The 4,692-nt window shown below is 43.3% G+C and carries 2 protein-coding genes and 2 pseudogenes; all 4 read left to right on the top strand.

Features of this window, described 5'->3' with window-relative positions; genetic code table 11:
• Nucleotides 1-561: pseudogene (locus tag CA600_RS31450) on the top strand (hypothetical protein); the annotation flags it as partial.
• Between the two features lie 14 nt (nucleotides 562-575).
• Nucleotides 576-3,956 carry a DUF5704 domain-containing protein gene (locus CA600_RS30370; RefSeq protein ID WP_094874804.1) on the top strand — a complete coding sequence of 1,127 codons (3,381 nt, stop codon included), beginning with the start codon at nucleotides 576-578 and terminating at the stop codon, nucleotides 3,954-3,956.
• Nucleotides 3,957-4,088: 132 nt separating this feature from the next.
• Nucleotides 4,089-4,385, top strand: a complete 297-nt coding sequence (locus CA600_RS30375; RefSeq protein ID WP_094874805.1) for a WXG100 family type VII secretion target — start codon at nucleotides 4,089-4,091, stop codon at nucleotides 4,383-4,385.
• A gap of 109 nt (nucleotides 4,386-4,494) precedes the next feature.
• Nucleotides 4,495-4,692: pseudogene (locus CA600_RS30380) on the top strand (hypothetical protein); the annotation flags it as partial.

Genomic DNA, 4,692 nt, shown 5'->3' on the forward strand with positions numbered 1-4,692 from the left:
GTGATGCCGGAGATTGTTGGATATCGTGGTAAAGATTGGTCGCGATATGCCAGCATTGAAGATCAATGGAGAGAAGATAAGTTAACCCTAACCTCCAAAGACAATAAATACGTGGCGACCCTACATGAGCTTATTGCCATTGACTTAGAGGATCCGAATGATCCTAATTTAAAACAAATTGCTCCATTGAGCACACTTAAATGGAGTTATGGAGAATATGGGAATCCTGGACATCCCGTATCGAACTATAAAAAAGCATATCTCCTCTATTGGAAGTCAACGGAGAAAAATGATGCACCGGATCGTTATTTCGGTGATGGATTTGCACAGATAGAATTAATAGGAGTAGGATTACCCAATCCTAAGCAAGAAGAGGGTGTATTAACGATGACCGCACCAGTTTTTCACAAGAAACGAGATGATTCTCCTTATAAGATTATTCCTAAAGTTACGAAAGATAAGCTGAGTGAATCGGTATATGTATGGATAGCTACACCGACTTCTGGATATTTTCGTTCCTTTGCAGATATTTTAATTGTAAATCCTCATAGTGAACAATAGTGAAGAGGAAGTTGATGAGGTGGATCAAAGTAACCAGTATATTAGTATCGGTATTAGTCTTGACGCTTATCACATTAAAGTCACAAACAGGAAGAGCCGCCGAAGTAGGGGAACACATCTGGAAGACTGTAGATTTGTCTAATAAATACAATACAAACGGAAATGCTGTAAAAAAAGACTCAGGTGCGATATTTTACCGTTATACAGGACTTAAAACAAAACCGTTAGGACTGAATGCGGGAACGGGTAACATTATTACCAAGATTGAGTTCAAGCGAGATGGGCAAGTGGTTCGGACGATACCCGTGAACAGCCAGACCTATAATGGAGAGATACAATTTTCAGGAGATCCTGTTGAATTTGTATCTAGTGAGAATAGAGGTAATGGGGGATGGTTTGCTTGGCAAATGGGTAGCGGGGATACGAGTTGGAGAGCTTTTGGAGGTGATTATAAGATATTAAGTCATTTAGATGAAACTCGTAAAATTCCAACTCCAAAAAGGCCTGGAACAAGTCCCCCAGCGGATGCGTATCCAAATGTATTTATTCGTATAAAAGAAGATGAATTTATTCGCAGCAAACCTTTTACGAATTCGTTATATCCCAATATTACTAGTACAGCCTACTTGGATAACACGCAATCTGTTCTGGATCAACTATTCCCTGAGAATGATAAGGATAAAATGAATCAGCATGTGAAAATACTTTATGATACTGATGTAAAGGCCAATGAAACTGATTACGGAAGTACAGATTCATCGACAGAACTGGTCAGATATCAACCCTACTCTATTAATGCTGCTGGTCAAGTGAGCTTGGATAGAGCAACGATTACTTACACACAAGAGCATGATAATGCAAAGTATTATCGAAAATTGAGCGCAGGTAATGCAGCTATGCTGTTTTACTACGCTGACTTTAAGTATATTTTTAAAACCTATAGCTACCGTTATCCTGATCAATATGTCGTATATATCAAAGGTACACCCGGACCAACCCCAACCCCTGGAAACTCCTCAGTAGAATGCACTGATCCTGTTCCAGGTCAGGAGATCCCCGGTGAATATATGGATCCTGAGATGGCTGCTGAGATCCGGGCAGATCAGCGTGGGAATGAACAATTTGATGTTCTGCAGGGTATTCCAAGTTCTGAAAGCTTGTATGGCCATGTCTCAACGCAGAGTTATTTATATCAAAATAGTTTTGTAGAGATGGAAGGTACTTGCACCTATAACATTAAGATTAATAAAACATATACCCTAAAATGGGATCCTAGAAAACCGGCTCCTACAGGCACAGGGACTGTGCCCGCTCCGACAAGTGAACCGAAGGAAGTAGAATACTCGTATTCAATCGAGCGCCCTTATTCGTATTGGACTATCGATACACTAGATGTTTACTCCCTTGCTCGGGCGTTATTGGTAAATGATGCTTTTTCTGGAGGACAGATTACTTTAGATCCTAACGGTTATACAGCCCCTAATTTTACAGCAGAAACCACGGGCAAGTATTATCCTCCTGATGCTCCGGATTCAATTACTGTTCCAACCACTGTTAAAGATGGGGGAACGACCCGGCCGGAACCAGACGATGAAACAGAGACTTTCCGGCCGAAAGCCGAGGAAGCCGCCAAGAAAATCAAAGTGCAAAATGATAGCCTTGCCTTCACTGGGCAGACGATCATGAACGGGAATGAAGCTATAGAAGCGGGACTTCCACCCACGACCATCCCGAACCCGCAGCCCATAGGTGAAGAAGTGCTGTACAGTCCGGGCAACATTATTGAGCCAACACATCTGAATGCTCCTAATCTTTCTAGCTCCGGCGAGGTAACCTACACTCCAATGGATGGGAATATCAACGGTGGGACAGAGGATAAGGTGCTTCCGATAAGCGGAATTAACTCCGTCACCGTGCACACACCGGTCGTCAACTACTCGATTCTTCCTGACGATAACCGCCCATTCGATCAACGTATGACACCGGATATGACTAGGGCGGTGCTGATCTTGGATCGACCGTTCACCATACATTTTACGGAGAGTGGCCAGCATCTCAATATCCCTGGGTACGGCAACCGGGATTATGCCAAATACACGAAAAACAAGCGGATTCAATTTCCGTTTGGTGTGTTTCAAGATGGCAATTATTACCCAGAGGATACTTGGATCTACATTCCTGTAGGGACGCCGTCCATGACCTTTAAGATGCCAACCTGGGTTGATGAAGGAAACTATACGGTTCAGACGCAGTCTTGGGCGATTAATGCTCCATCGGATGGTTCAGATCTTTGCGAAGTGAATCGGAACGGAGACTTATGGAATTATTGCGCATCAGAGAGCTTCAATGTGGGTGTGGTCGGTCGGCTGTTCAATTTCCGGATCTGGGACATTGGAGATTTCCGGTTTGAGAAGGTGTTTCGAACTGGCGTTGGGACATTGGAGCATAGCAACGCGATGTATTATACCGGCGGAAATGATGAGAATGGCATACCGACCGCTTTAAGTGGACAGCCACAGTGGCAGCTGCCGATCCGCAAGGGTTCTCACCCCACGGAGCAAAGGACGGTACCACATAACGGCTATTCCTTCCTGTTTGACTTCCGGACCATCGGGAACTTGTGGCAGCCAGGCGAAGGTATCCGGATCGAGCCAAGCTTCTATTTTATTCCGAAAACTGGAGGCACAGCGACACCCGTCGATCTGTACTATGATATTTCCGGTTCGAAGAATAAGATGATCGGCGTCGGCTCCCCAAAGGACAAGCTGAGCTACACCCGGACCTACCGCTTGGCGGATGGCTTGCGGAATATATCGAATGGTGAATTATCGACGGCAGCAAGCTATGAGTACAACTATATAATGACTCAAGCGGAGCGAGATAAGACGCCTTGGTTTAAGTTCTACAAACAGTATCTAAAGCGAAAAACCAAAATCGCATACGGCTACGACATGGAAGTCCTACCCTTTGAATCGCGAACTTTAATCGGCCCGACCGACATCCCGGATGTAGTTAATCCGATCACAGCCGTCCGCAGCGTACAGCATTGGTACGGGGAGTATAACTTGCCGATTGCACCATATATCCTGCCAAAGGGAACAAACATCGTCACTCTGGCGAATCAATATGGAGGCACATTAGATGGGCATGAGAAGGAGTTCATCACTGGTGGTTATATTCTGGTGAATTTCCAAATCTATACGACTAAAAATGGAGATGCAGACACTCGTATTTTAGGCTACAAGGCACCGATTGCTAACATGTGGGCGATTGAAGGTCAGATGACTGGGAGCACAGATGAAATGGGGCAGACGTTCTCTTTTTCCTCTGGGGATATCATTCTGTTCGAGTCAGATTATTCTGTGCGAAACGATTATCAGGGGCAGGGTAGATAGGGTTTGCAAAAAAAACTGATAAGAAAACCGGAGCTATAATAATGAACTTAAAAGATCTTATTGATCTGAAAAAAAAGTATTTTTTAAGTTCATTTTTATATAAAAAACAATTACTTAAAGGAGAGGTTAAGAATGGCAGACAAAGTTACATTGAGTTACGAGGGATTGGCATCGCAGGCAAATACGGTTTTGAAACAAAAACAAGAGTACGATGCATTAATGAAAAAAATTATGACGACAGCAACGAATCTGAATAGTATTTGGGAGGATGCAGCAGCTAGAGATTTTGCCGAAAAGGTAAAAAGTATGCAGAAAACTTTCGATGCATTTGGCAAAGCACTTGAGGATATTGGAACTCATATGAATAATGTATCTAAGAGTTATTCAGAACTTTCTAAAAATATTAAGAACTCTCAAAAAGGTTTCTAAGAATCTATCAATATACTTTCAACAACATGAGCCCCACTACATAAGAATGCAATTAGCTATGCAGAGTGCTGCATAGCTAATTTTATTAGAAGCAAGCAGGGGGAATCACATGGCGTCAACGAAGCTTACATTTAACGTAGATGAAGTCGAGCGCCTGCAGACGAAAATAAAACAGGTAAGCCAGGACACCAATCGGTTGTATCTCCAGTTGAAAGGTCAAGCTAGTAACTGGAGTGGAATCCCATTAGGATCAAACCAGGTGCAGGCGCAGATAATCATCAACGAACTGACGGTAGAAGCGGAAAAA

The sequence above is a fragment of the Paenibacillus sp. VTT E-133280 genome (assembly GCF_002264385.1).
GTDB classification, from domain to species: domain Bacteria; phylum Bacillota; class Bacilli; order Paenibacillales; family Paenibacillaceae; genus Paenibacillus_AQ; species Paenibacillus_AQ nitricinens.